Genomic DNA, 24964 nt, shown 5'->3' on the forward strand with positions numbered 1-24964 from the left:
CCACCGGCTCCGCCCCCGCCCCCGCCCGCCCCGTTCGGGGCCGTCAGGCCAGGGCGGCGGGCAGCGGGGCGGCGTGCAGGAGGGCCAGGCCCGAGACGGCGCGGGTGAGGCAGACGTACAGCCGCCGCAGGCCCGTCCGCTCGTCGGGCTCGCCGTCCACGATCGCCGCCGGCTCGTCCAGGACCACGTAGTCGTACTCCAGGCCCTTCGCCAGCGACGCCGGCACCAGCGTCAGCCGCGACTGTGCCGTCGTCTCCTCGCCCGGCGACAGGTACGGCAGCCCCGCCGCCAGCAGGGCCTCCGCGAGCGCCGGGACGCGGGCGTCCGCCGCGATCAGGCCGGTCGAGCCCTCGTGCGCCAGCGCCTCCCGGCAGGCCACGACCGCCGCCGCCGTCGGATCGGCGACCTCCGCGATCCGCAGCGAGCCGGGGGTCTCGCGGACCGAGGAGACCGGGGCCAGGCCCGGGGAGATCGACGGCAGCAGGCGGGAGGCGTACGCGATCACCTCGCGCGGCACGCGGAAGCCCGCCGTCAGCTCCTCCACCACCGCCTGCGGCTTCCCGAGGTGGGTGAGGGCCTCGTCCCAGCCGCGCGTGGCCCACGGGGTGGTGCCCTGCGCGAGGTCGCCGAGGACCGTCGCGGAGCCCGTCGTGCAGCGCCGGCCCACGGCCCGGTACTGCATCGGCGACAGGTCCTGGGCCTCGTCGAGGACGACATGGCCCAGCGAGTGCGTCCGCTCCACCAGGTCGGTGGCCTCGTCGATCAGGACCAGGTCCGCCGCCGACCACTTCGCCGACTTCACGCTCCGGAACGGCTTGGGCCACAGGAGGAGCTTCTGCTCGTCCGCGGTCAGGACCCCTTCCGCGTGGGCGGCCAGGAAGTCCGGGTCGGCGAGGAGCCGCAGGACCAGCTTCGCCGGTTGGACCGGCGGCCAGCACTCCTTCACCGCCGCCTTGACGGCGGCGGTGCGCGCCACCGCGTCCTGGACGCGGTCGTCGGGCGCCTCGCCCGCCTGCTCCATCCGTACGAGCACCGCGTGCGCGATCCGCTGCGGCAGCGCGTCACGGGCGGCGCCGTAGCGGATGTCGCGGTTCTGGAGTTCCTCGACCATCTCGGCGAGCTCGTACGCCGGCACGCGCCAGCGGCGCGAGCCGCGGACCACCATCAGCGGCTCGGCGGGCGGGGTGACGTGCGAGCCGAGCGCGCGGCGCAGCACCTCCGCCATCCGGGCGTCGCCCTTGACGACGGCGGTTTCGGCGGCGTCCGTCGCGCGTACCTCCAGGCCGTCGCGGGCGACCAGGTCGTCGACGGTGGCCTGCTTGACGTCCAGCTCGCCGAGGGCCGGGAGGACCTGCTCGATGTAGTGGAGGAAGGAACGGTTCGGCCCGATGACGAGCGTGCCCGTACGGGCGAGGCGGTCGCGGTGCGCGTAGAGGAGGTACGCGACGCGGTGCAGGCCGACGGCCGTCTTCCCGGTGCCGGGGCCGCCCTGCACGCAGACGGAACCGGAGAGGCCGGAGCGGACGATCTCGTCCTGCTCGGGCTGGATCGTCGCGACGATGTCCCGCATGGGGCCGACGCGGGGCCGCTCGATCTCCTGCTGGAGCAGCTTGCTGACGGCGGCCGCCTCGCCGGGGTCGGAGAGGTGCTCGTCCTCGTACGCCGTGAGCTCGCCGACGGTGTAGCCGAAGCGGCGGCGCAGCGAGACGTCCTGGGGGTCCTTCCTGGAGGCCCGGTAGAACGGCTGCGAGACGGGCGCCCGCCAGTCGATGACCATCGGGTCGCCGCCCGCGTCGTGGACGTGGCGGCGGCCGATGTAGAACTGCTCGCCCTCGGCGCCCTCGGCGAGGGTCGCGCCCGGGGCGTGCAGGTAGTTGAGCCGCCCGAAGAAGAGGGGGGTGTGGGAGAGGTCGGCGAGGGACTTGATGCGGTCGTCGATCTGGGCCTGCAGGACGATCGCGTTGACCCAGTTCGCGGTCACGTCGCGGATGTCGAGGGCCTCGGCGTCCTCGCGCATGGCGCGGAGCGCGGAGCGGGACGCGGCGAGGTGGGACCGTTCGCGGGCGAGCGGGTCCCGTGGTGCGGGGGTGTGCGGGTCTGATGCGGGCGCGTGCGCGGGCACGGGACTGCCTCCAGCTGCTGGGTGCGCGGGTGCGGACAAGCGCGGGTGCGAACAAGGAGCCCGCCGGTTTCCGTGCGGCGGGCGGCTCTCCCCGGTGAGGCGGCGGGAGGCGGCAGGAGCGGAGATTCTAGCGAGGGGCGCGGTCCGGTGCGAACGGATTGGGGGGGGCCGGAAGTCCCTTGGGGGCGGGACCTCCGTTCGGGTGTCGTACCTGGGGGTGTCATACCCGGGGCAGAGCCACTAGGGGGAGGCATGGGCCGGGAGGAGGATGCCGGGGGCCCCGGGATTCCGTCCGGAGGGCGATGTGGAATCCGCGCGGGAAACGCACCATGGATACATGAGCACCGCAACCTTCACCCCGATCCAGGGCGGCCGCCCGAGCGGCGCCACCGCCACCTCCGACTTCCGTCCCCGGCACAGCCTGGGCGGCGTGCTGCGCGCCGCGAAGGTCATCGCGGCCACCGCCGTGAGCGTCGTCGTCCTGGGCGAGTACGCCGAGGACGCGGGCGTCATACGCCGCTGACCCCCCGGCCCGGCCCTGCGCTGCCCCGGCCGCGCGCCGCCCCGACGCCGCTGACCCCCCGGCCCTGCGCTGCCCCGGCGCCGCGCCGCCTCGCGCGGCACCGATCCGGCTGCGGGCCGGACCGGCCCGCGGTGCTGGCCGGAGTGCCGGAGTGCCGGGACGCGGGTCGCCTTGGGGGATTGGGCGGCGGGTTGTCGGGCCGCTGGGTGGGGGGCCTTTGGTGTGTGGGGGCCGGGGTTCGTGTGCGTGGGCGTGGCCCGTAGGGCCGTGCGGGCGGCGGGGCCGGGGCCGGGGCGGTCCGGGGCCGTGTGGGGCGTGGCTGATCCACTAGGGTCACGCGCGTGACCCGGAGCACCGTTCCAAGCCGCTTGCCGCCGTCGCTCCCCGGCATGCTGTTCACCGGCTCGCTGCTCGCGCTGGGCGTGCTCTGCGTCGCTCTGCGCGTCCCCCCGGCCCACGTGCCCGCCGACGGTGTCGCCGCCGCCGACTGGCGCCCGCCCGCCGCGTACCCGCCGTTCGCGGCGATCCTGTTCACGCCCGCCGCCTGGCTGCCGGCCGGCGTCCTGGAGGCCGTCGTCGTCCTCGGCAGCGCCGGTCTGCTCGCCCTGCTGATCCTGCTCTCGTGCCGCCTGGCCGGACTGCGGGCGCGGCGCCGGCCCGTACTGGCCGCCACCGTCGCCGGGCTGTGGCTGGACACCCTGACCGGGGCCGCGCTGCCCGGCCAGGTCGGCCTCGCCGCCGCCTGCCTCGTCCTGTGGGACCTCGGGCGGCCCGGTGCCGCGCTCGGCAAGGGCTTCGCGCTGGGCATCGGCGCCGGGACTGTCCTCACCGCGGCGGCGCTCATCCCGTACCTGCTGCTGACCCAGCGCGCCCGGGCGGGCCTGACGGCGGCGGCCGCCCTGGCCGGTACCGCCCTGCTGGGCCTGCTGGTCCTCCCGGAGGCCTCCGACGCGTTCTGGACCCGTCACCTGCCGACGGCGGGCCGGGCCCTGCTGTCGGTGCCGGGCCGGGCCCAGCTGTGGGTGTGGTGCGTACCGCTGCTGACCGCCCTGATCGCCGCCGCGCGCGGCGGGGCCGGCCGGACCGGGGGAGCCGGCCCGGCCGACCGGTTGCAGGGGCCCGTACCCGCGCCGCGGCGGCCCGCACCCGGCGAGGCCGGCCGCACGGCAGGCGGCATGGCAGGTGGTACGGCCGACCGCACGGTCAGTCGCTCGCCAGGATCTCGTCGGCGTCCATGATCCGGTAGGCGTAGCCCTGTTCCGCGAGGAAGCGCTGGCGGTGCGCCGCGAAGTCCTGGTCGACGGTGTCGCGCGCGACGACCGAGTAGAACCGCGCCTCGTGGCCGTCCGCCTTCGGACGCAGCACCCGGCCGAGACGCTGGGCCTCCTCCTGGCGGGAGCCGAAGGTGCCCGACACCTGGATGGCGACGGTCGCCTCGGGCAGGTCGATGGAGAAGTTCGCGACCTTCGAGACGACCAGCACGCTGATCTCGCCCTCGCGGAAGGCGTTGAAGAGCTTCTCGCGCTGCGCGTTCGAGGTCTCGCCCTTGATGACGGGCGCGTCCAGGTGCTCGCCGAGCTCGTCGAGCTGGTCGATGTACTGGCCGATGACGAGGGTCTGCTCGCCCTTGTGCTTGCGCACCAGCGCCTCGGTGACCTTCCGCTTCGTCGCGGTCGTCGCGCAGAAGCGGTACTTCTCCTCGGTCTCGGCGGTCGCGTACGCGAGCCGCTCCGACTCCGTCAGGTTCACCCGCACCTCGACGCAGTCGGCGGGCGCGATGTAGCCCTGCGCCTCGATCTCCTTCCACGGCGCGTCGAACCGCTTCGGCCCGATGAGCGAGAAGACGTCCGACTCGCGGCCGTCCTCGCGCACGAGCGTGGCGGTCAGGCCGAGCCGGCGCCGCGCCTGGAGGTCGGCGGTGAACTTGAAGACCGGCGCGGGCAGCAGGTGCACCTCGTCGTAGACGATCAGGCCCCAGTCCCGGGAGTCGAAGAGTTCCAGGTGCGGGTAGACGCCCTTCCGCTTCGTCGTGAGGACCTGGTACGTGGCGATCGTGACGGGCCGGATCTCCTTGCGGGTACCGGAGTACTCGCCGATCTCGTCCTCCGTCAGCGACGTCCGCTTGACCAGCTCGTGCTTCCACTGGCGGGCCGAGACGGTGTTGGTGACCAGGATCAGCGTGGTCGCCTTGGCCATCGCCATGGCGCCGGCGCCGACGAGCGTCTTGCCGGCGCCGCAGGGCAGCACGACCACACCGGAGCCGCCGTGCCAGAACCCTTCGACGGCCTGCTGCTGGTACGGGCGCAGGGCCCAGCCGTTCTCGTCCAGCTCGATCGGGTGCGCCTCGCCGTCCACGTACCCGGCGAGGTCCTCGGCGGGCCAGCCCAGCTTGAGCAGCGTCTGCTTGATCTGCCCTCGCTCGGAGGGGTGCACGGCCACGGTGTCGGCGTCGAGCCGGGCCCCGACGAGCGGGGCGACCTTCTTGGACCGCAGGATCTCCTCCAGCACGGGCCGGTCGGTGCTGGTCAGGACCAGCCCGTGCACGGGGTGCTTGGAGAGGGTGAGGCGGCCGTAGCGCGCCATGGTCTCGGCGACGTCGACCAGCAGCGCGTGCGGGACGGGGTAGCGGGAGAACTCGACCAGCGCGTCGACGACCTGCTCGGCGTCGTGCCCGGCGGCCCGGGCGTTCCAGAGGCCGAGCGGGGTGATCCGGTAGGTGTGGATGTGCTCGGGAGCCCGCTCCAGCTCGGCGAAGGGAGCGATGGCCCGGCGCGCGGCGCCGGCCAGCTCGTGGTCGACCTCGAGGAGGAGTGTTTTGTCGCTCTGGACGATCAGTGGACCATTCACGCGCAGCGCCCCGTTTCATTCAGGCCAAACCTCCATGGTGCCGTACTGCCGGATGTTCGGGAACACGGCGCTCGGAGGGCCCGGCAGGCCCCGGGACTTCGGTACCGCGAGTTCGGCGTGGAATCCGCCCCGCGCGCTCCTCGACCCCCGCGCGTGGGGCCCGGTCCTGCGGGCCGTCGCGCGGTCGGCCGTCGCCGCGCTGCGCGGACGCGAGCGGCTGCCGGACGCGAACCCGCGCGGCGGGCGGCTGGGGCTGCCCGCGGACTTCCTGATCGCGCCCGACGGGGCGGTGGTGGCGGCCCGGTACGGAGCGCACGTCTACGACCAGTGGTCGGTGGACGAGCTGCTGGAGCTCGAGGCCGCCCGCCGGCCCGGGGGCAGCCGCGCGCTCTGACCCGTTGGCCCGGGCGCGGCCGCGCGGCCGCGCGGTCCGGGCGTTCGGCCGTTCGGGCGCTCCGCGGGCCGGTTACGCGCCGAGGTGGGGCAACGGGCCCGAGGGGTACGGGGTCTCGGCCGGGAGGAGGGCGCGCGCGGCGTCCGCGTCCCCGGCCCGCAGCAGGCCGTGGACCTCCCGGGCCAGCGGGGTCACGTCGCGGATGGAGACCGTCCACTGGTCGGCGTACGCGCGTGAGGAGGGCCCGGACAACCCGAGTTGGAGCGAGCGGTACGGGAGCGGGTCGAGCCGCACGTCCCGCTCCGGGTCCCACTGGACCCGGGCCGACGACTCCCGCAGGGCCCGCTGCCAGGCCGGGCGGTCGGCGTGGATGCCGGGGGAGTAGTGGGACAAACAGGCGCCGGCCAGCGCCCGGTCGAACCCGTCGCGGGTGATCTCCACGGCGAGGACCGTCTCCTGGTCGGTCTTGGCGGCCCAGCCGCAGCGGTACATCATCCACAGGAACGACGGCTTCACCCACGTCATCCGCTCCCGCTTCCAGGCGGCCGGGAAGCGGCCGTCGCGGGCGGCGGGCAGGCCGAGCGAGGGGGCGTACGCCTGGTAGACGGTGACCGTGGTGGCGGTGTGGGCCGCGCGGATCTGGCGCGGGGGTACGTCGTGCATGCCCCTACCCTGCGGGGCGCCCCGCGGCAGGACCACCGGTTTTCCCCCGGGCCGGCGGCCCGGCCCCGCGACCCCGCCCGCGGCCCGCCCGCCCCCGCCCGGGTCAGAGGTGGTCCTCCTCCAGTTCCGCCACGCCCGTGATCCGGTGGAGCGCGTACGTGCGGACCTCGTCCGCCGTGTGGTCGTAGCCCGTCACGAAGCCGCCCTCCACCCGGACCGGGGCGAGGACCCGCTGGCTCGCCGCCCCGTCCGCGTTCACGTAGCCGATCCACACCGCCGAGCCCGTCAGCGCCGCCGCCTGCACCGTCGCCAGGGTCTCCGCCGCGCTCGTGCGCGGGAGTCCGCCCGGCACCCCGGCCGACGGGGCCGGCTCCTTGCGGACCGCCGTCGCCGCCAGGTCGCCCGCGCGGATGGCCCGTACGGCCGCCCCCAGCAGCGTCGCGTCCGGCACCGGCGGCCCCTCCGGCACCGGTACGGGCGCCGAGCGCGCCGGGCTGCGGTGCGCGTCGGCCCGGCCGACCAGGACGTCCCCGGTACGGGATTCCGCGGCCGGCGCGTACCCCATCGCCCGCAACCCGTCGAGCAGCGCGCCCGGTTCGGACTGCGCGGCCAGCACGGTCGGGGCGATCCGGCGCAGGCCCAGCCCGGCCGAGCGCCTGTCGGCGAGGATCTCGCCCAGCATCGCGTCGTCGTCGCACCGCACGTAGGAGGAGGCCGCCCCGACCCGCAGGTGCCCGTGCCGCCGGGCCACGTCGTCGATCAGGTACGTCAGCGGCTGCGGGACGGGGGTGCGGCTGTGCTCCTTGAGGAAGGCGTGCAGGTCGACGGCGGTGTGCCCGGCGTCCAGGGCGCGCCGCACCGAACCGGGCGTGAACCGGTACACCGTCGCCCCGCCCTTGGACTCCACGTCCGCGAGGACCGCCAGGGTGTCTCCGAGCGGCCGCCGCAGCGGGCCGGGGGCCACCGCCGTCAGGTCGGCCTGGAGCAGGACGTGGTCCACCGGCTCCGGCAGCAGCGGGGCCATCAGCGGCGCCGGGTCGCGGTGTTCCAGCAGGGCGCGGCCGGGCCCGGACAGCGCGCCCCGGCCGGTGACGCCGAGGGTCTCCGCCTCGTCCAGCGCCCAGCGCGCGAGGCGGGCCCGCAGGTCGCTGGTCCCGCGCACGGGGCGCTCCCACGCGAGCCGGGCCAGCAGCGCGTCGGGGTCGGCGGAGCCGCCTTCGGGGAGCCCGGCGAGGAGTTCGAGGACCCGCCGGCGCACCTCGGGGGCCGCGGAGCGGTCGAGTTCGGGGCCGAGCGCCGACAGGGTGCGCCCCTTGGCGTCCTGTTCGCCGACCAGCCCGGCCGTGCGGGTCGCGGGCAGCCAGGCCGCCGCGAGGGCCGACCACCGTTCGGCGGGCGGGAGTTCGCACCAGGGGTCGAAGGCGGGGGTGGGGGCGTAGCGCTCGTCCGTCTCGCCGTCGCCGGCCAGCAGCCCGGCCGCGTACGCCAGCTCGGCCCAGAACGCCGCCGCCGCCTCGGTGGCGTCCAGGGAGGACGCGGCCCGCTTGAGGTCCCGTACGGACAGTCCGCCGGCCCGCAGCACGGCCGGACCGGCGTACTCCCAGGACTTCACCAGCTCCTCGACGGTCGACACCGCGGCCATCGCCTGCCCGGCGGCGTTCGCGTCCACAAGCTGTGGACGGTGCTCGCGGTGCGCGGGCACCGGCGGCGCGACCGGCGCGGTGTCCCGGTGCGCGAGCCCGCCCCGCAGGTGCAGTGCCACCTCGCGGGGCAGGACGACGGTCCGCGCCGAGGCGGGCAGCAGCAGCCCCCGGTCGCGCAGCCAGCGCACCGGAGCCGTCGGATGCGGGGTCACCTCCCCGTACGGCGGGCCCCACACGAGCCGCCCCAGCACCTGGTGGGCCTCGGCCGGGGCTTCGTCGAGCAGGGCGGACATCCGTTCCGGGTCGGTGAACAGCCCGGTCAGCGCCGACACCGCGGACACCGGGTCGTGCGTGGCGGGCAGTCCGGCCGCGGACACGATCTCCTGCACGCGCGTCGGCGACATTCCGGACGTGGCCTCCGCGACGGTCGGTCCGAGGCCGGTCGGGGAGGGCCGCTGCGCCGAGGGGGCCAGCAACTCGCGGGCGGTGCGCACCAGCCGCACCCGCTCCTCGTCGCCCCACACCAGGGCCTGCTCGCGCAGGGTGGCCAGGGCCCGGGGGAGTGCGGCGCGGGCCCCGTTGTCCTCCCCGGTGGTGCCGGTCTCGCCGGTGAGCAGCGACTCCAGCACCGGGTACGGGCACGGGTCCGGGGCCACGGCCAGGGCCTCGGCCGTCTGCAGCGCGAACCGGTCGAGGCGCTCCAGCGCCCGTACCACCGAGGCCCGGGTGCCGGCGCGGGTGGCCAGCTGGGTCACGTCGCCCGGTACGGGGCTGAGGAGGTCGGGGCGCGCGCGCAGCAGGGCGGCGAGCGCGGTGTCGTCGCGGGAGCGCAGCGCCTCGGCGAGCGAACGCGGGGCGCCCGCCCCGGCGCTCCCTGCGGAGCTGCCGGCAGCGTCTCCCGCTGCGGTGCTTGCCTCGGGCACAGTCGCCTCCTGGTCGCGTCGGCCGGTCAGTCGGCCGGTCCCCATCCGGCCAACGGTATCCGCTGCGCCCGCGACAGCTCCACGGGCGCACGCGCTACCTTCGGCACAGGTGGTACGGGAGGAGCCGGGGCATGGGGATCGAAAGCGACCATCTGGTCTACGAATATCTGAGCCGCGTCGGGGACTTGGCGCAGCGCAGGCAGCTGAACTCCGGGGACCGGATGCGGCTCGTGGCGGGGCTGCGGGACGAGATCGACCGTCGGCGCGCCAAGTACGACCCTGAGACGCCGGCCGCCGTACGCCGCATCCTGGAGCGGATCGGCACGCCGGAGGAGGTCCTCGACACCCTCGGCACCCTGTCCGGCCCGGCGCCCGCCGGCCGGGCCGCCGCCCCGTCCGTCCTCGACTCCGGTCCGGCGGTACCCACCCAGCGGGGTCCGCGCCGGCTGCGCCGGGGGCCCGTGCCGCCGCCGCGCCCGGCGGCGGAGCCGGAGAACGTGCCGCCGCACCTGGCCGGGCTCGACGAACTCGGGCCGTCCGACGGCGCGGAGCCCGACTGGTGGCGCGTCACGCCGGGTTCCTACGGGGCGGGCCCGCAGGTGGACGGCTTCGCGGGCGGCATCGAGATCCCGGACCTGTTCAAGGAGGGGCCGGACGACGAGGACGAGGGCGAGGACCCGACCAAGCCCAAGCCCAAGGCCGGAGCCGGGTCCGGGTCCGGGGGCGCCGAAGCGTCCGGGAAGCCGTCCGGAGCGGCGCAGGCGCGGGCCCGTGCCGCCGTACGGCTCCTGCGCGAGCGGCGGAGCGCGAAGCGGGCGGCGAAGGGGGCCGCACCGGTGGTCGCCGAGGTCGCCGCCGCCCCGGCCCGTTCCAAGCCGAACGCCTTCCTGCTGCTGGCGGCGGCCGTCCTCGTCGCCGGGGTGGTCAGCGGCTACTGGCTGCTGCTGGTGGTCGGCTGGCTGCTGCCGTACGCCTCGCGCGTGCTGCGCCCCGGCGAGCACAAGTGGGCCGTCTTCGGACCGCCCGGCGCGGTGCTGGCGGGGGCGGGGGTGTGGCTGTGGGGCCGGATGAACGGCAAGTGGGGCGAGACCCTCGCCGAGGACCAGCTGAGCGGGACCCTGCACGGGATGTGGCCGTGGCTGCTCCGGGCGGCGGGCGTCGCCTCCGCGCTGTACCTGGTGTGGCGGGCGCGCAGGCGCTGACGCCCGGCCGGCGGGCGCGTGCCCGGCTGCGCCGGCGCCCGGCAGCCGGCTCTCCGCCGGGCCCCCGCGGGGGCGGCGCCGGGGCCCCCTCGGGGCGTAGCCCCGGACCCCGTGCTCCGACCGGCGGCGGGGCCGGACGGGGCCGGTCGTGCCTCCGGCCCGGCGCCGACAGGACGGGTCCAGGCGGTGCGGGCCCGGTGTGCCCCCTCCGGGGTCCGGCGCCCGTCGGGCTCGGCACAATGGCCGGTATGAACCTCACCGTCGGCTTCGACCTCGACATGACCCTGATCGATTCGCGCCCCGGCATCAAGGCCGCCTACCAGGCCCTGTCGGCCGAGACGGGCACGTTCATCGACGCCGACGCGGCCGTCACGCGGCTCGGGCCGCCGCTGGAGGAGGAGCTCGCGCACTGGTTCCCGGCGGCCGGGATACCGGTCGTGGCCGACCGCTACCGGGAGATCTATCCCACACACGCCATCGAACCGACGCCGGCCATGCCGGGCGCCCGCGAGGCGGTCGACGCGGTCCGGGCGCTCGGCGGGCGGGCGATCGTCGTCACCGCCAAGCACGAGCCCAACGCCCGGCTGCACCTGAAGCACCTGGGCATCGAGCCGGACGCGGTCATCGGCTGGCTCTGGGCGGAGGCCAAGGCCGGCGCGCTGCGCGAGTACGGGGCGCAGGTGTACGTCGGCGACCACGTCGGCGACGTGCGCGGCGCCCGGACGGCCGGAGCGCTGTCGGTGGCCGTGCCGACCGGCCCGTGCCCGGAGGCCGAGCTGCGGGCGGCGGGCGCTGACGTGGTGCTCCCCGACCTCACCGCGCTGCCGCAGTGGCTCGCGGCATACGTCGCCGGCCGCCCGGCCTAAGCCCCTAAGGCCTGGCCCGAAGGCCCGGCCCGGCGGCCCGTACCCTCCCCGCGGCTCAGGTCTGCGAGGCCCGCGCCGCCCTCCGCTGGGCCGCGGCCGAGCGGAGCACGCCCCCCGCGGAGATCGCGAAGCCGACGCCCATCAGCATGCAGACGGCCCACGCGTACGGGGGGAACGGGTCGACGTCCAGGAACAGCGGGGCCATCGTGGCCACAGTGGCCACGGCGCCGGCGATGAACACGATGCCGCCGGCCTTGACGAGTCCGTCGCCGGGCCGCGCTTCGTCGGAATGAGGAGTAACAGTCACCTCACCAGGGTAGTTCCCTGGCCGAAGCAGCCGACCGCGAAGGTCCGGGGAACGACTTGTCACCCGGACCGCGGCCATTAGCCTTGAGGTGGCGGGTCGTCCACGGCCCGCTGCGCTGTTGTCCGGAGCCGTTGCGCGGCACCCCGGACCCCGACGAGCACAAGGACAGAGGACGGACGTGCCTACCGGCAAGGTCAAGTGGTTCAACAGTGAGAAGGGCTTCGGCTTTCTCTCCCGCGACGACGGCGGCGACGTCTTCGTCCACTCGTCGGTGCTCCCTGCCGGGGTCGACGCGCTCAAGCCCGGCCAGCGCGTCGAGTTCGGAGTGGTCGCCGGCCAGCGCGGTGACCAGGCACTTTCCGTGACGGTGCTGGACCCGGCGCCGTCCGTCGCGGCCGCGCAGCGGCGGGGGCCCGACGAGCTCGCCTCCATCGTGCAGGACCTCACGACCCTCCTGGAGAACATCACTCCGATTCTGGAGCGCGGCCGCTACCCCGACAGGGTGCACGGCACGAAGATCGCCGGACTGCTGCGCGCGGTGGCCGACCAGCTCGACGTCTGAGCGTCCGCACGACCCGTGCCCCGTCCCTCGTGAGAGCGGCGGGGCGCCGTCGTGTCCGGGCGGTGCGAACGGCCGCGACGGCTACGGGAAGTCCAGCGCGCCGGACGGGATGGCCGGTACCAGCCCCTCGGCGGCCGCCCGGGTCAGCAGCCCGCGCACCGCTGCGTAGCCGGCTTCGCCGAGGTCCGCGGTGAACTCGTTGACGTAGAGCCCGATGTGCTGGTCGGCGACGGCCGGGTCCAGCTCCTGGGCGTGCGCGCGGACGTACGGGCGGGAGGCCTCCGGGTCGTCCCAGGCCATCCGGACCGACGTACGGGCCGACTCGGCGAGCGCGCGCAGCCGCTCCGCGCCCAGCGAGCGCTTGGCGATGATCGCGCCGAGCGGGATCGGCAGGCCGGTCGTCGACTCCCAGTGCTCGCCCATGTCGGCCAGGCAGTGCAGCCCGTAGTCCCGGTAGGTGAACCGGGCCTCGTGGATGACCAGTCCGGCGTCCACCCGGCCGTCGCGCACCGCCGGCATGATCTCGTGGAACGGCAGCACCACCACCTCGCCGACCCCGTCCGGCAGCACGTCGGCCGCCCACAGCCGGAACAGCAGGTAGGCGGTGGAGCGTTCGCTCGGCACGGCCACCGTCTTGCCGGCCAGGTCCGCGCCCGGCTCGCGGGTCAGGACCAGCGGGCCGCAGCCGCGCCCCAGCGCCCCGCCGCAGGGCAGCAGCGCGTACTCCTCCAGCACCCACGGCAGGACCGCGTACGACACCTTCAGCACGTCCAGCTCGCCGCGCTCGGCCATGCCGTTGGTCAGGTCGATGTCGGCGAAGGTGACGTCGAGGCCGGGCGCGCCCGGCACCCGGCCGTGCGCCCACGCGTCGAAGACGAAGGTGTCGTTCGGGCACGGCGAATACGCGATCCGCAGCGGGCCGTCACCGGTGCTCATGGCGTTCTCCCCAATGGACGAGTACGGGCCCCAGCGCGCGGAAGCCGTCCGCGAGGGCGGCGAGGGCCTCCCCGATCCGCCAGGCGTCGCGGTCGCGCGGGCCCACCGCGTTGGACACGGCGCGGATCTCCAGTACAGGCAGCCCGTGCGCGGCGGCGGCCTCCGCCACCCCGAAGCCCTCCATGGCCTCGGCCCCGGCCTGCGGGTGCCGGGCGGCGAGCTCGGCGGCGCGGGCGGCGCTGCCGGTGACGGTGGAGACGGTCAGGACGGGCGCGAGCAGCCCGCCGGTGGCCTCGGAGGCCAGCGCGGCGAGCTCGGCGGGCGGCAGGTGCACGGCCCGCCCGAAGCCCAGGGCCGCCACGTCCACGAACCCCTCGGGGGTCTCGGCCCCCAGGTCGGCGGCGACGATCGCGTCCGCGACCACGAGGGAGCCGGGCGGGGCGGCGGGCGCGAACCCGCCGCCGATGCCGGCGCAGATGACGAGGCCGTAGCTACCGAGGGCCAGGGCGGTGGCGGTGCCGGCGGCGGCGGCCGCCGGTCCGACGCCCCCGACGAGCACGTCGAAGGCGATGCCCGGGAGGTCCCGGCGGGTGAGGGGGTAACCACCGGGAAGGGTGCGGGGCTCGGGGCCGGGGGCGTCCGGATGAGGGGTCAGCCCGGCAACGACGGAGTCGGCCTCCGCCGCCACCGCGGTCACGACGAGCGCGCGCACCGGGGCCGCCCGGCTACTTCAGCTTCAGGTTGAACGACCAGACGGACAGCGGCTTGCCGTCCTCGCCGACCTGGACGAAGGCCAGCTTCTTCGAGGTCGGGGCCTCGCCCTGGCCGCCGGTCGCGAAGACGTCGGCGCCCGGGAAGCTGCGGTAGGTGTTCGAGGAGGGCTCGGTGATCGGCTGCCCGTCCAGGACCGCCTGCCACTTCTTGCCGTCCTCGACGACCTCGGGCTCGACGCCCAGGCGCAGGGTGTCGCCGCGGGCGTACGCGACGGCCTTGGCGTCCTTCAGGTTGGTGAGGCACTCCTGGACCTTGTCCATGGAGAGTTCCTTGCCGTCGTGGCAGGCGGCTTCGGCGGACACCGTGGTGGTGCCGACCGTCACGGTCGCCAGCGGTGTCGGCTTGTCGCAGGCGGAGAGGAGGAGGAGGCCGGCGGAAACGGCTCCGAGGGCCGCGACGCTGCGGCGGGCCCTACCCGAGAAAAGCGGTGCGGTCATGAGCCGAAGGCTATCGGGCCGGTGGGCCGAGCCGCCGCACGGGGTCCCGCCGTGGCCTGCGGCGCGGCGCGGATCCCGCTCCGCCGGGGCGTCACGGCCCCGGCCGGCCGGCATCACGCCACCCTCGGGCGCGAGGAGCCGTGCTGCTGGTGGCGCGGCGCGGAGCGCAGGCCGCGCAAGGCCATCGTGGTGCCCAGGGCCACCACCACCGCCGCGACGGCCATGCCCAGCGCGCCGTTCAGCGGCAGCGCGATGCCGATCGCGCCGCCCAGCACCCAGGCCACCTGGAGCAGCGTCTCCGAACGGGCGAACGCCGACGTGCGGACGGCCTCCGGCACGTCCCGCTGGATCATCGCGTCCAGGGAGAGCTTCGCCAGCGCCTGGCAGAAGCCGGCCGTGGCACCGAGGACCGCCACGAACAGCCCGCTGAAGAACACGGTCGCGAGCACCGCCACCCCGAGCGTCAGGCACAGCACGGCCGCGATGATCGCCTCGGGGGCCCGGGCCCGCAGCCACGAGCCCACCGCGGTACCGCACGCGTTGCCCAGACCCGCCGACACGCCCACGATCCCCAGGGACACCGCCGCGCTCTGCCCCGCGAGCGGGTGCTCGCGCAGCAGGAATGCCAGGAAGAAGATCAGGAACCCGGACAGCCCGCGCATCGACGCGTTGGCGAGCAGGCCGCACAGCACCGACGGGCCCACCGTGCGCAGCCCCGGCCTGGGGGAGTGGGCCTCGTGCGTGGACAGCCGGGCCCGGCGCTCGCCCTTCGCCTCGTCCACCTTGTGCGGCAGCGTGAACGCGGCGAAGGTCCCCCCGATGAAGATGGCGCAGGCCCCGTACAGCGGCCACGGCGGGCCGATCGTGTGCAGCCCCGCCGCGACCGGCGCGGCGGCGCCCGTGGCCAGCAGACCGGCCAGCGTGACCCGCGAGTTGGCCTTCACGAGGGAGAAGTCCGGCGGAAGGAGGCGCGGCACGACGGCGCTGCGCACCACCCCGTACGCCTTGGACGCCACCAGGACGCCCAGCGCGGCCGGATACAGCTCCAGCCCGCCCGTGGCCACCGCGCCCGACATCATCACGGCCAGCAGGGCCCGGGTGAGCATCGCGGCCGCCATCGCGGCCCGCCGCCCGTGCGGCAGCCGGTCCAGCAGCGGCCCGATCACCGGGGCCAGCAGGGTGAAGGGGGCCATCGTGATCGCCAGGTACAGCGCGACCCGGCCCCGGGCCTCGTCCGTGGGTACGGAGAAGAACACCGTCGAGGCCAGCGCCACCGTGATCATCACATCGCCGGCGCCGTTGATCGCGTGCAGTTCGATCAGCTTGCCGAGGCCCGACTCGCCCGCCCCGTGCGCGTGGGTGGCCCGCCGGATGCCGCGCGCCGTACCGGTGAAGGGCAGGTGCAGGGCACGCCCCAGAGCCCGGCCGGCCCGCTTCGCCGGTCCCGAGCCGTCATCGGACGACCGTACGGTTGCCACCCGGCCCATACTGCCCCACTTGGCCCCCTCGGACGCCTCCCGGCGCGTCGCGGGGTGCCGCCGGGCGGTGGCTTGTCCGCGAATCGGACCTTGCATGTGGGCCCGGGGCGCCAGAGGAGGTAGCGTGCGTAGCGCGCCACCGGCGGTTGCTCTTGGCCGCGCGCCTCTTCGCGATCCCGCAGAATGGATCGCAGTTAGGTGCGCCCGAGGCCGATCGGGTGCGGACGTCGACGCGGCCCTCTGGTCCGCTCCGCCCGCGCCACGTACGGAGACCGACGGGTCGTTGTGGACGACAGTACGGACGGCGCACTCGTGAGACGGCGTAGGAGAGAACGAGACCAGTGAGTGCTGCGACGACGCGAAGCCGTACCCCGCGTACCCCCGACCGCCTGTGCGTCGAGGCGGTGGAACTCGCCCGTTCGGCGGCCGAGGAGGCCGCCTTCCCCGGCGTGGTGGGCGCGCATGTGACCGCGGTGGCGGAGGGCGACCGGGTCGTCACCCACTTCTTCGAGTGCAAGGAACCGGGCTACCGGGGCTGGCGCTGGGCCGTCACCGTGACCCGCGCCTCCCGCGCGAAGAACATCACCCTCGACGAGACGGTGCTGCTCCCCGGCGACGACGCGCTGCTCGCCCCCGAATGGGTGCCGTGGAGCGAGCGGCTGCGCCCCGGCGACATGGGCCCCGGCGACCTGCTGCCCACCGACGCCGAGGACCTGCGTCTGGAGCCGGGCTGGTCGGGCGAGGACGCCCCGCCGCCGAACTCGGTGGTCTCCGCCGAGATGGCCGAACTGGTCGAGGCGGAGGACGCGGACGTCACCGACCGCGCCGTGGTCCCGGTGCGGGGGTCCATCACGTCCGTCGCCGAGGAACTCGGCATGCGGCGCGCCCGGGTCCTCTCGCGGTACGGGCTGCACAGCGCGGCCGACCGCTGGGACGAGTCCTTCGGCGCGAAGACCCCGATGGCGCAGGCGGCGCCCGCGGCGTGCGTGTCGTGCGGGTTCCTCGTCGCGATCGGCGGCTCGCTCGGGCAGGCCTTCGGCGTCTGCGCGAACGAGTTCGGGCCGGCCGACGGCCGCCTGGTGTCCCTCTCGTACGGCTGCGGCGGCCATTCGGAGGCCGCCGTCATGCCGAAGCCGCTGCGGCCGGCGCCGCACGTGCTGGACTCTGTGGCCTCGGACGAGTTCCCGCTGCGGCCGGCCTCCGACACGGGCTCGGTCCCGGTCGCGGACCTCCCGGCCGCGGACCTCGGCCACTCGTAGCCCTTCCGGCGCGGCTCCGGGGGCGGGCCCCGGGGCCGGGCTACTTCGGGGCGCGGCGGCGCAGCAGTCGCTTCGCCGCGAGCACGAGGACGGTGCCGACCGCCAGGATCAGCGCGCCCTTCGTGAAGTCGCCCTCCCCGCCCGCCGGCGGATCGCCCGCCCCCGGGGCACCGGGCTCCGGGGACGCCGTCCCCGGGGTCCCTCCCGACGCCTTCCCCGGCTCCGGTTGCGGGGCCGCGGCCACCGGCACCGCCACCACCCGGCTGCCCGCGCCCTCGGCGCCGAACATCAGCGTGCGGCCGTCCGCCGTGTACGTCACCGATTCGGCCTGCCCCTGCCAGGGCGCGTCCACCCGTTCGCCCGCGCCCTGCGGGCGGCCGTCCTTCCACCCGTACGTCCGGGCCGTGAAGTACCCGCGCAGCGTCAGCCGGGTGCCGTCGGGCGAGAACGCCCCGTCCGTCACCCAGGGGACGTCGGCGACCCGCCGGAACACGTTCCGGGCCTCGCCGGGCACGAGCCGTTCCGGGCCCTCGTACAGGCCGCCCTTCTGCTCGTCCTTGCTCGCGATGTACACCCGGCCCGTCACCGGATGGACCATCAGGGACTCGGCGTTCCGCGGCCCGTCGGCGTAAGTGACCGTGAACTGCTCGGCCTTGACGCTGGCGTCGCGCAGTTCCTTCGGCTCCGGGAACCGGTAGATCCACACGTGGTCCCAGGTCCCGCCGAGGTTGTCCCCGACGTCCCCGACGTACAGCTGTCCGTCGGGGCCCAGCGAAATCGCCTCGACGTCACGGGGCTTGCCGATCCCCGTCAGCGCCAGCCGGGCGACCGTCCGGCCCGTCGCCGAGTCCACGGCGTACACGTACGGGCCGTCGTCGCTGTCGTTGTGCGTCCAGTACACCCCCGGGTGCAGCCGGCTGGCCGCGAGCCCGCTCGACTCCTTGATCCGCGGGTCGGAGAGGGTGAACCCGGCCGCCCCGGGCGACTCCGCCGCGGCGGCGGCGCCCGGCAGGAGGGCGAGGCAGCCGGCCAGGGCGGCGGCGGGGGCGGCGGTCGACGGCAGCATGCGCATGACCCAAGCCTGCCAGCCCGGACGGCGTGTCCGGCATCACAGGGGCGCCCGGCACGTGATCCGCGATGATGACCGGATGCGTTTCATGTTCGTCGGCGACTCCATGACCATCGGACGCGCCGGCGACTACACCTGGCGCTACCGGATGTGGCAGCACCTGGGCGCCGCCTTCGGCGGGCCCTTCGAGATCGTCGGCCCGCGCACCGCGCTGTACGATGACGGCGCCGCCGGGGCGCCCGCCGCCGACCCGGCCGGCTGCCAGGCGTACGCCGGGCCGGACTTCCCCGGGGAGGCCCGCCGCCACCTGGCCGGCTGGGGCGAGGGCTGGCAGCACATGGCGCCGCTGATCGGCCCCGCGGCCGGCGCCGCCGGTGCGGACGTCCTGCTCGTCTCCCTCGGCCTGATCGACCTCGGCTTCTACACCCGGGCCGACCAGACCGCCGAGAACGTACGCCGGTTCGTCGCCGCGGCCCGCGAGGCCCGCCCGGCCCTGCGGATGGTGCTGCTGCCGGTCATACCGAACGTCCGCGCCCGGCAGGACGCCCCGTTCGCCGCCGAGGTGGCCCGCTTCAACGAGCTGCTGGCGAAGGCCGTGGCCGACCTGACGACCGACGCCTCGCCGATCCTGCTGGCCGCGCGCCCGGCCTCCTACGACATCGACCACGACACCTACGACGGCACGCACCCCAACGCCTCCGGGGAGCACCGCATCGCCGGCGAGTTCGCGGCCGTCCTGCACCAGGCCTGGGGCATCGGCGGCCCCTACCGCCCCGCCCCGCAGCCGTAACGGGCCCGTACCGGCGCCGACTTGCCCGGAGGGCGCGCGACCGCCGCCGCCCGGGGCGGGGCGGCGGCGGCCGCGGTACGGCGTACGGACGCGCCTACCAGGCGAAGGCCTCCGGGGAGGCTCCGGGACCGGGGAAGATCTCGTCCAGGGCCGTCAACAGCTCGTCGTTCAGCTCCAGTTCCAGCGCGCGCAGGGCGCTCTCCAGCTGCTCGGCCGTACGGGGGCCGACGATCGGGCCGGTGACCCCGGGACGCGTCAGCAACCAGGCCAGCGCCGTCTCGCCGGGCTCCAGGCCGTGCTTGTCGAGCAGGTCCTCGTACGCCTGCACCTGCGCCCGTACGGAGGTGTTGGCCAGCGCGTCGGCGGAGCGCCCGGAGGCGCGGCGGCCGCCCTCGACCTCCTTCTTGATCACACCGCCGAGCAGGCCGCCGTGCAGCGGGGACCACGGGATGACCCCGAGCCCGTACTCCTGAGCGGCGGGGACGACCTCCATCTCGGCCCGGCGTTCGGCCAGGTTGTACAGGCACTGCTCGCTGACCAGGCCGACGCCGCCGCGGCGCGCGGCGGTCTCGTTCGCCTGGGCGATCTTGTACCCGGGGAAGTTCGACGACCCCGCGTACAGCACCTTCCCCTGCTGGATCAGGACCTCGACCGCCTGCCAGATCTCCTCGAAGGGGGTCCGGCGGTCGATGTGGTGGAACTGGTAGAGGTCGATGTAGTCGGTCTGGAGCCGCTTCAGGCTGGCCTCGACGGCCCGCCGGATGTTCAGGGCCGACAGCCGGTCGTGGTTGGGCCACGGGTCCCCGTCGCCGGCCATGTTCCCGTACACCTTCGTGGCCAGGACCGTCTTGTCCCGGCGGCCGCCGCCCTGGGCGAACCAGGTGCCGATGATCTCCTCGGTGCGGCCCTTGTTCTCACCCCAGCCGTAGACGTTGGCGGTGTCCACGAAGTTCAGGCCCGCGGCGAGCGCGGCGTCGAGGATGCCGTGGCTGGTGGGTTCGTCTGTCTGGGGGCCGAAGTTCATCGTGCCGAGAACGAGTCGGCTGACCTTGAGTCCCGTGCGTCCGAGCTGCGTGTACTTCATGGGACACAAGCCAACTGCCTGGAGTCCACTCCAGGCAAGGGCACCTCGCGAACCCGCGGGTCCCGCGTGCGGGCAGGGCGGGGCCCGGTCGGGACGCGGGAGGGCTCGCGGGGGGCGCGGTCGGTCTACTGGCCGACGGCCGCCGCCACGGCCACGACGACGAACATCAGCACGAGCACACCCGCCATGACGCGGTTTCTGGTCTTGGGATCCACCCGTCGAGCCTAACCCGGCCCGCCGCGGGGCCCCGCACGGCCCCCGGTCGCCCGCGGCCCGTCCTGCCGCCGGTCAGCGGCCGGTCAGCGGCCAGGCCCCGACGGTCTCGTAGCGGGGCTGCTCGCCCGGCACCCCGCCGGCGGGGAGGTGGCTGCGGACCAGGCTGAGGGTGTCGGCCGGCCAGGGGGCGCCCTCGAAGCCGGCGAGCGCCTCGAGGTACGGGCCCAGGGGGGTGACGGCGTGGCGGCTGCGGGCCAGGGTGAGGTGCGGGGTGTAGCGGTGGTGCTGCTCCATCGGTACGCCGGCCCGCCGGGCGGCGGCGTCGGCCCGTTCGGCGAGCAGCCGCAGCCCGTCCAGCCCCCCGGCGGCCCCGGCCCACAGGGCCCGGTCGCCGAAGTGCCCGGAACCGTGCAGCCGCAGGCTGAAGAGGGCGGTGCGGTGGGCGGCGCGCTCCAGCCGGGCGTGCAGGTCCGGGAGCACCTCGTCCCGTACCTCGCCCATGAAGGCCAGCGTGAAGTGCCAGCCGGCCTCCGCGGTCCACGTCAGCCGGTCGTCGCGCAGCGGCCGTACGGCCTCCGCGAGCTCGGCGACGGCCGACGGCGGCGGCAGTACGGCGGCGAACAGTCTCATCCCCCGACCCTACCGACCCTACCGGCGCCGCCGCCCGCGTCCCGGGCCCGTCAGGCGGCCGTTACCAGTTCGCGGCGGCGCGGCGACGGGACGAAGGCCACGCCGCGCCGGTCGACCCGCAGCCGGAGGTTGCCGACGCGGGCCAGCACCACGGCGATCGCCACGGAGGCGACCAGCGAGATCACACCGCCCGCCGCCATCCCGATCCGGGCGCCGTACGTGTCCGTGATCCAGCCCAGCAGCGGGGCGCCCAGCGGGGTCCCGCCGGTGAAGACCATCATGAACAGGGCCATGACCCGCCCCCGCATCTCGGGGTCGGTGGCCATCTGCACGCTGGAGTTGGCGGTGACGTTGACCGTCAGGCCGAAGACGCCGATCGGCACCAGCAGCGCGGCGAAGAGCCAGAAGCCGGGTGCGAACGCCGTCACGGTCAGCAGCGCGGCGAACAGCACGGCCGCGGCCACCAGGAGCCGGAGCCGGGAGTGCCCGCGCCGGGCCGCGAGCAGCGCCCCCGCGAGGGAGCCGGCGGCGATCAGGGTGTTGAAGAGCCCGTACGTGCCGGCGTCCCCGTGGAAGACCTCGCTGACGAACGCCGACAGCCAGATCGGGAAGTTGAACCCGAAGGTGCCGATGAAGCCGACCAGCACGATCGGCCAGACCAGCTCGGGACGCCCGGCGACGTACCGCAGTCCCTCGCGCAGCTGCCCCTTGGCGCGGGGCCGGGGCTCGACCGGGTGCAGTTCGGCGGTGCGCATCATCAGCAGTCCGGCGATCGGCGCGGCGAAGGACAGCCCGTTCAGCAGGAAGGCCCAGCCGGAGCCGACGGCGGTGATCAGCACACCGGCGATCGCCGGGCCGACCAGCCGCGCGGACTGGAAGTTGGCCGAGTTCAGGCTGACCGCGTTGGCGACCTGGTCCTTGCCGACCATCTCGGCGACGAAGGTCTGGCGGGCCGGGTTGTCGACGACGGTGACGAGGCCGAGCAGGAAGGCGGCGAGGTAGACGTGCCAGACCTGGACCTGTCCGGCGAGGGTGAGGACGGCGAGCGCGACACCGGTGAGGCCCATGGCGCTCTGGGTGGCGAGCAGCAGCGGGCGCTTCGGCAGCCGGTCGGCGAGGACGCCGCCGTAGAGGCCGAACACCAGCATCGGCAGGAACTGCAGGGCGATGGTCACGCCGACCGCGGAGGCCGATCCGGTGAGGGACAGGACCAGCCAGTCCTGGGCGATGCGCTGCATCCAGGTGCCCGTGTTGGAGACCACCTGGCCGGTCGCGAAGAGCCGGTAGTTGCGGATCTTCAGCGAGCTGAACATGGAGTTCTTGACCGCGGGTGCGGCGGGTACTGCGGGTGTGACGGGTTCTGCGGGTACCCCGGCGGTGGCGCCGCCGGCGGTGGCGGGGGTGGATATGTGGCCGGGTGCGGAGTCTGCTCCGGTTCCCGTACTCAAAAGCGTTCGCCTCCTGGCGTCGTTCCTACAGGTGGGCGAGCTTCTCCAGGACGGGTGCGGCCTCGCGCAGCTTGGCCCACTCCTCCTCGGTCAGCTCGGCCGCGAGCCCGGCCAGGAAGGCGTTGCGCTTGCGGCGGCTCTCTTCGAGCATCGCCTCGGCTTCCTCGGTCTGGCGGACCACCTTCTGGCGGCGGTCGTCGGGGTGCGGCTCCAGCGTGACCAGTCCCTTGGCCTCCAGGAGCGCGACGATGCGTGTCATCGACGGCGGCTGGACGTGCTCCCGCCGGGCCAGCTCGCCAGGGGTGGCCTGGCCGCAGCGGGCGAGGGTGCCGAGTACCGACATCTCGGTCGGACTCAGCGACTCGTCGACGCGCTGGTGCTTCAGGCGCCGGCCCAGTCGCATGACGGCAGAGCGGAGATCGTTCACGGCGGCATCGTCGTCGCCATGGGAGAGGTCATGCATGTCCTTAGAGTAACTCATTACTCTCGCTAAAGAACACCCATGGTGTTTCGTCACTCGTACGGGTGAGTGGGCGGCGGAAAGTGACACGCGTCCACGTCCTCTGCCCCGACTCTTTCGGTATGGGGACACATGTGCTGAGCATGCGCATAGACGGGGAGCTCCTCGGCAGGCTCCGGACTCATGCCGCCAAACGCGGAATGAGCGTCCAGGACTATGTGGTCCGGACGCTCATTCGCGACGACTTCGACGAGCGCTTCAAGGCGGCCGTCGACGAGACGGAGAAGTTCTACGGGCTCACCTGATCAGGTGGAGCGGGCCGGCCGGGGGCCGGTCACGTGAGGCCGAGGGCCGGCATCGCGTAGGAGAAGACGAACACCGCGGCCACGACGTACATGGCCACCGGGACGCCGCGGCCCCGGCCGGTCGCCAGCCGCAGCACGCAGAAACTCACGAAGCCGATGCCGATGCCGTTGGTGATCGAGTAGGTGAAGGGCATCATCACCATGGCCAGGAAGGCCGGGACGGCGATGGTGAAGTCGCTCCAGTCGATGTCCCTGACCGAGCCCGCCAGGATCAGGAAGCCCACCGCCAGCAGCGCGGGGGTCGCGGCCTGGGACGGGACCATGGTGGCGAGCGGCGTGAGGAACAGCGCCACGGCGAAGAGGCCGCCCGTCACGACGTTCGCCAGTCCCGTACGGGCGCCCTCGCCGACGCCGGCCGTGGACTCCACGAAGCAGGTGGTCGCGGAGGACGAGGTCGCGCCGCCCGAGGCGACGGCCAGACCGTCGACCAGCAGGACCCGGTTGATGCCGGGGAAGTTGCCGTCCTTGTCGATCAGCTTCGCCTCGTCGCCCACGCCGAGGATCGTGCCCATGGCGTCGAAGAAGCAGGACAGCAGGACGGTGAAGACGAACAGGACGCCGGTCAGCATCCCGACCTTCCCGAAGCCGCCGAACAGGCTGACCTGGCCGACGAGCCCGAAGTCGGGCGCGGCCACCGGGTTGCCCGGCCACTCGGGAACGGTCAGGCCCCACGCCTCGGCCGGCAGGCCGGTGACCAGCTGGACGGCCACCGCGGCGACGGTCATGGTCACGATGGAGATCAGGATCGCGCCCGGGACCTTGCGGATGATCAGCGCCAGGGTCAGCAGCGTCCCGATCACGAAGATCAGGACGGGCCAGCCGTGCAGGTGGCCGTCGCTGCCGAGCTGGAGCGGGACCGTGGTGTGCGCGGCGTCCGGGATGCGGGAGACGAAGCCCGAGTCGACGAGGCCGATCAGCATGATGAACAGGCCGATGCCGATGGCGATGCCCTTGCGCAGGCCGAGGGGGACGGCGTTCATCACCCGCTCGCGCAGACCGGTGGCGACGAGCAGCATCACCACGAAGCCTGCCAGGACGACCATGCCCATGGCGTCGGGCCAGCTCATGCGCGGAGCGAGCTGGAGCGCGACCACGGTGTTCACGCCGAGGCCGGCGGCCAGCGCGATCGGGACGTTGCCGATGACACCCATGAGGAGGGTGGAGAAGGCGGCCGTCAGGACGGTGGCGGTGACGAGCTGGCCGCCGTCGAGCTGGTGGCCGTACATGTCCTTCGCGCTGCCCAGGATGATCGGGTTCAGCACGATGATGTAGGCCATCGCGAAGAACGTCGCGAGACCGCCGCGGACCTCGCGGGACACGGTGGAGCCGCGCGCGGAGATCTTGAAGAAGCGGTCCAGGCCGGTCTCCCGGGAGGGGGGCTCCGGGGCGGTGGGCGCGGGGGCGGGGGCCGGGGTGCTCATACGGTCCTCATTGGGTGGTTCATACGAAGAAAATGGGCCACGCCCACACCGTTTCAGTATGAACACATGAACGAAGGAGCGTCTATCTCCGCGCGTAGACCCTGCGCCACCCGGCCTAGACTTGCCGCATGGCGAAATGGACAGCGCGGCACGAGGCGCCCGAGCCCCTGGAGGGGCCGGTCGTCGCCACCGTCACCGGCGGCACGATCATCTGGTTCGCCCTCTTCCTCGTCCAGCTCCCCTTCTACGGGTGGTTCGCCGACCGCGGCCAGCTGTGGTGGGTGTGGACCTGCGCGGCCGGCGGCGTCCTCGGCCTGATCGGCATCTGGTACGTCCGCGGCCGCGAGGCGGCCCTGAAGCGCCACGCGGAGGCCGCCGCCGCGGCCGCCGAGGCCGGCGCGTCGGCCGGGCCCTCCGGCCCGGACACGGGCGCCGGGCCGGAGGGCGACTCCGGGCGCCCGGGCGGGGCGGGCTGACCGCCGACGGCACTGCCGAGGCTCACAGGGGCGACCAGGGGACGATTCGGGTCATCCCCAAGTCGGATC

The 24964-nt window shown here is 74.7% G+C and carries 25 protein-coding genes; 10 read left to right on the plus strand and 15 right to left on the minus strand.

Annotated elements, in window-relative coordinates:
• Positions 1-43: 43 nt before the first annotated feature.
• On the minus strand, positions 44-2122 hold the full coding sequence (locus ACFWTC_RS21375; RefSeq protein WP_384028138.1) for a HelD family protein: 2079 nt from the start codon (positions 2120-2122) through the stop codon (positions 44-46).
• 337 nt (positions 2123-2459) lie between these two features.
• Between ACFWTC_RS21375 and ACFWTC_RS21380 the strand changes: the two genes are divergently transcribed.
• Both ACFWTC_RS21380 and ACFWTC_RS21385 read left to right on the plus strand, forming a co-directional pair.
• Positions 2460-2645: a hypothetical protein gene (locus tag ACFWTC_RS21380; protein ID WP_384028139.1), complete on the plus strand. Its 186-nt coding sequence runs from the start codon at positions 2460-2462 to the stop codon at positions 2643-2645.
• A 368-nt stretch (positions 2646-3013) separates the two neighbouring features.
• On the plus strand, positions 3014-3883 hold the full coding sequence (locus ACFWTC_RS21385) for a glycosyltransferase family 87 protein (RefSeq protein WP_384074372.1): 870 nt from the start codon (positions 3014-3016) through the stop codon (positions 3881-3883).
• Here ACFWTC_RS21385 and ACFWTC_RS21390 read toward each other — a convergent pair.
• Positions 3849-5492 carry a DNA repair helicase XPB gene (locus ACFWTC_RS21390; protein WP_383916970.1) on the minus strand — a complete coding sequence of 548 codons (1644 nt, stop codon included), beginning with the start codon at positions 5490-5492 and terminating at the stop codon, positions 3849-3851. The two genes, ACFWTC_RS21385 and ACFWTC_RS21390, sit on opposite strands and share 35 nt — an antisense overlap.
• A gap of 52 nt (positions 5493-5544) precedes the next feature.
• Between ACFWTC_RS21390 and ACFWTC_RS21395 the strand changes: the two genes are divergently transcribed.
• Positions 5545-5886, plus strand: coding sequence for a hypothetical protein (locus ACFWTC_RS21395; RefSeq protein ID WP_384028141.1), 342 nt, complete (start codon positions 5545-5547; stop codon positions 5884-5886).
• 72 nt (positions 5887-5958) lie between these two features.
• Here ACFWTC_RS21395 and ACFWTC_RS21400 read toward each other — a convergent pair whose 3' ends face one another.
• Positions 5959-6549, minus strand: a complete 591-nt coding sequence (locus ACFWTC_RS21400; protein ID WP_384028142.1) for a DUF4291 domain-containing protein — start codon at positions 6547-6549, stop codon at positions 5959-5961.
• A gap of 103 nt (positions 6550-6652) precedes the next feature.
• Positions 6653-9160 (minus strand): helicase-associated domain-containing protein, encoded by a 2508-nt coding sequence (locus ACFWTC_RS21405; protein WP_384028143.1) that lies wholly within the window; start codon positions 9158-9160, stop codon positions 6653-6655.
• Positions 9161-9246: 86 nt separating this feature from the next.
• Here ACFWTC_RS21405 and ACFWTC_RS21410 point away from each other — a divergent pair, with 86 nt between their 5' ends.
• Both ACFWTC_RS21410 and ACFWTC_RS21415 read left to right on the plus strand, forming a co-directional pair.
• Positions 9247-10317, plus strand: a complete 1071-nt coding sequence (locus tag ACFWTC_RS21410) for a hypothetical protein (RefSeq protein ID WP_384028144.1) — start codon at positions 9247-9249, stop codon at positions 10315-10317.
• A 248-nt stretch (positions 10318-10565) separates the two neighbouring features.
• The gene (locus ACFWTC_RS21415) at positions 10566-11183 is read left to right on the plus strand and encodes an HAD family hydrolase (protein WP_383916956.1); all 618 of its coding nucleotides are present in this window, start codon (positions 10566-10568) and stop codon (positions 11181-11183) included.
• Between the two features lie 55 nt (positions 11184-11238).
• Here ACFWTC_RS21415 and ACFWTC_RS21420 read toward each other — a convergent pair whose 3' ends face one another.
• Positions 11239-11490: a hypothetical protein gene (locus ACFWTC_RS21420; RefSeq protein WP_383916953.1), complete on the minus strand. Its 252-nt coding sequence runs from the start codon at positions 11488-11490 to the stop codon at positions 11239-11241.
• A gap of 178 nt (positions 11491-11668) precedes the next feature.
• Between ACFWTC_RS21420 and ACFWTC_RS21425 the strand changes: the two genes are divergently transcribed.
• The gene (locus ACFWTC_RS21425) at positions 11669-12052 is read left to right on the plus strand and encodes a cold-shock protein (RefSeq protein WP_269288191.1); all 384 of its coding nucleotides are present in this window, start codon (positions 11669-11671) and stop codon (positions 12050-12052) included.
• Between the two features lie 81 nt (positions 12053-12133).
• Here ACFWTC_RS21425 and ACFWTC_RS21430 read toward each other — a convergent pair whose 3' ends face one another.
• The 4 genes from ACFWTC_RS21430 to ACFWTC_RS21445 form a co-directional block, all read right to left on the minus strand.
• Positions 12134-12988, minus strand: coding sequence for a 1,4-dihydroxy-6-naphthoate synthase (locus tag ACFWTC_RS21430; RefSeq protein ID WP_383916950.1), 855 nt, complete (start codon positions 12986-12988; stop codon positions 12134-12136).
• Positions 12975-13700, minus strand: a complete 726-nt coding sequence (locus ACFWTC_RS21435) for a futalosine hydrolase (RefSeq protein ID WP_383916947.1) — start codon at positions 13698-13700, stop codon at positions 12975-12977. The genes ACFWTC_RS21430 and ACFWTC_RS21435 overlap by 14 nt, the downstream gene beginning before the upstream one ends.
• Before the next feature lie 13 nt (positions 13701-13713).
• Positions 13714-14199, minus strand: a complete 486-nt coding sequence (locus ACFWTC_RS21440) for a DUF2771 domain-containing protein (protein WP_383916944.1) — start codon at positions 14197-14199, stop codon at positions 13714-13716.
• 113 nt (positions 14200-14312) lie between these two features.
• Positions 14313-15686: an MFS transporter gene (locus ACFWTC_RS21445; protein WP_383916941.1), complete on the minus strand. Its 1374-nt coding sequence runs from the start codon at positions 15684-15686 to the stop codon at positions 14313-14315.
• Between the two features lie 332 nt (positions 15687-16018).
• Between ACFWTC_RS21445 and ACFWTC_RS21450 the strand changes: the two genes are divergently transcribed.
• A complete protein-coding gene (locus ACFWTC_RS21450) occupies positions 16019-16936 on the plus strand; it encodes a DUF3027 domain-containing protein (protein WP_383916938.1) in 918 nt (305 codons plus the stop codon).
• A 40-nt stretch (positions 16937-16976) separates the two neighbouring features.
• On the opposite strand, the gene ACFWTC_RS21455 is transcribed toward ACFWTC_RS21450, so the two are convergent.
• Entirely contained in the window at positions 16977-18008 is a 1032-nt protein-coding gene (locus ACFWTC_RS21455; protein WP_383916936.1) for a WD40 repeat domain-containing protein, read from the minus strand.
• Between the two features lie 76 nt (positions 18009-18084).
• Here ACFWTC_RS21455 and ACFWTC_RS21460 point away from each other — a divergent pair, with 76 nt between their 5' ends.
• Complete coding sequence (locus tag ACFWTC_RS21460) at positions 18085-18795, plus strand: GDSL-type esterase/lipase family protein (protein ID WP_383916935.1); 711 nt, start codon at positions 18085-18087, stop codon at positions 18793-18795.
• Between the two features lie 94 nt (positions 18796-18889).
• Here the strand turns inward: ACFWTC_RS21460 and ACFWTC_RS21465 are convergent, their stop codons facing one another.
• The 4 genes from ACFWTC_RS21465 to ACFWTC_RS21480 form a co-directional block, all read right to left on the minus strand.
• Positions 18890-19879 (minus strand): aldo/keto reductase, encoded by a 990-nt coding sequence (locus ACFWTC_RS21465; RefSeq protein ID WP_383916932.1) that lies wholly within the window; start codon positions 19877-19879, stop codon positions 18890-18892.
• A gap of 288 nt (positions 19880-20167) precedes the next feature.
• Positions 20168-20725, minus strand: coding sequence for an RNA 2',3'-cyclic phosphodiesterase (gene thpR, locus ACFWTC_RS21470; RefSeq protein WP_384028145.1), 558 nt, complete (start codon positions 20723-20725; stop codon positions 20168-20170).
• 50 nt (positions 20726-20775) lie between these two features.
• Positions 20776-22173, minus strand: coding sequence for an MFS transporter (locus ACFWTC_RS21475; protein WP_384028146.1), 1398 nt, complete (start codon positions 22171-22173; stop codon positions 20776-20778).
• Between the two features lie 25 nt (positions 22174-22198).
• The gene (locus ACFWTC_RS21480; protein WP_383916924.1) at positions 22199-22636 is read right to left on the minus strand and encodes a MarR family winged helix-turn-helix transcriptional regulator; all 438 of its coding nucleotides are present in this window, start codon (positions 22634-22636) and stop codon (positions 22199-22201) included.
• 119 nt (positions 22637-22755) lie between these two features.
• Between ACFWTC_RS21480 and ACFWTC_RS21485 the strand changes: the two genes are divergently transcribed.
• Positions 22756-22938 carry a ribbon-helix-helix protein, CopG family gene (locus tag ACFWTC_RS21485; RefSeq protein WP_384028147.1) on the plus strand — a complete coding sequence of 61 codons (183 nt, stop codon included), beginning with the start codon at positions 22756-22758 and terminating at the stop codon, positions 22936-22938.
• Between the two features lie 29 nt (positions 22939-22967).
• On the opposite strand, the gene ACFWTC_RS21490 is transcribed toward ACFWTC_RS21485, so the two are convergent.
• Entirely contained in the window at positions 22968-24419 is a 1452-nt protein-coding gene (locus ACFWTC_RS21490) for an NCS2 family permease (protein WP_383916921.1), read from the minus strand.
• Between the two features lie 128 nt (positions 24420-24547).
• Between ACFWTC_RS21490 and ACFWTC_RS21495 the strand changes: the two genes are divergently transcribed.
• A complete protein-coding gene (locus ACFWTC_RS21495) occupies positions 24548-24895 on the plus strand; it encodes a DUF2530 domain-containing protein (protein WP_384028148.1) in 348 nt (115 codons plus the stop codon).
• Positions 24896-24964 lie beyond the last annotated feature (69 nt).

Source organism: Streptomyces sp. NPDC058619 (genome assembly GCF_042717785.1).
GTDB lineage: Bacteria > Actinomycetota > Actinomycetes > Streptomycetales > Streptomycetaceae > Streptomyces.